Origin of the sequence: Oceanisphaera sp. (assembly GCF_052084945.1) — a bacterium.
In the GTDB taxonomy this organism is placed as follows: Bacteria; Pseudomonadota; Gammaproteobacteria; order Enterobacterales; family Aeromonadaceae; genus Oceanimonas.
Window position 1 is genome coordinate 1 of sequence record NZ_JBQDEX010000021.1, and the last position, 1,357, is coordinate 1,357.

1 protein-coding gene is annotated in these 1,357 nt (G+C 40.9%); it reads left to right on the forward strand.

Features of this window, described 5'->3' with window-relative positions:
* Nucleotides 1–320: 320 nt before the first annotated feature.
* Nucleotides 321–1,357, forward strand: a 1,037-nt coding sequence (locus ACTHY5_RS03390) for an SrfA family protein (RefSeq protein WP_441876374.1), incomplete at its 3' end; no start/stop codon positions are given.

The following is a 1,357-nucleotide window of genomic DNA, read 5'->3' on the forward strand; positions in this document are numbered from 1 at the left end:
TTTTTTTATCAATCAAGCATAATATAAAATAAGTTGATATAGAGGAAATACACTGGTTACTAATATCAATAACTCATATTAAATAAAATTTAATGATATAAAGCATTAGGTTGAAAGTACAAATAATGAACAGTGTAGGGGTTGTAAATACAACTCTCACAGAAAAACGTGATTTTTTGACGCGCCAAGCAGGTGTTTTTTATAAAATCGAACAAACTTCATTTTATTAGTTGATTTTTATGATCTCAACTTGACCCTAAATGCCATTATCTACTACATTAGCAGCCTTAAACAATCATTCATTTAAATTAGCAAGGGAGATGCCACTAATGACAGGGGCGTTATTACGATCTGGTAGAATATCGTCCTTTAAGGCATTAGGGAAAACTGGGCAACCGGTGCATAGAGCTGCCTTACAGCTTAGAAATGCAATTAAACGCAAAGATAAAAGATATGCACTTTGTTTAGCAATTCCACAGACGGATCAACAGGGTGATAATATCGACTGGTATAGTCCGGTGGCAGGAGATGTTATTTCTTGGGGGGCTGCAACAGAAACAGAACGTGCAGTGGCTCGTTCGCGGCTAGAAGCAGTAAAGGCTTATCTCACCACGATGCGAGAAGAGTTATTAGCTTCTGAAGCAAAAAAAACAGAAGATAAAAGTAAAGATAAGCAGGTTTTTGCTGAATTACTGGAATACGTTATTCACTTTCCTGGCGAAGATTTTGTTTACTTGGTGCGATCTGAAGAAGGCGATGAACAGTTTGAGCATAATGGCAGACTGGATACGTCGTCTAATGTTATTCCAGTATTAACCTTTTGGGGTTTTTTACACTCAGACGATATGCTGAGCTCCGATCCTCTTTATTGTTTATATCCGCCCAAACCTATTGAACCACCGGTAGCAGCCCCTGTTGTTACGCCTGCTGTCGCGCCTGTGGTGACACCTAAAGTGACACCTGCTGCCCCTTCCTCTACTCCAGCACCAGAGATAATCACCCCAACAAGAATGCCGTGGTGGAAAAACTGGCGTCGTTGGTTGCGGTGGTTATTGCTGTTATTACTTTTGTTACTGTTGTTGTTCTTTTTACGTGCTTGTATTCCCGGTGCTGCTAGCGTAGTGCCTAGCCTTAACTTGCCTGGGTCTAAACCTACTATGCCCAAGGTAAGTCGAGCTAAAGATAGCTTATCTTCGGGTGAAATGTCGGGTATGAATATGCCAGATATGAATATGCCGTCGGTGAATATGCCAGATATGAATATGCCGTCGGTGAATATGCCAGATATGGATATGCCGTCGATGGATATGCCAGGTATGGATATGCCGTCGATGAATATGCCAGATATGGATATGCC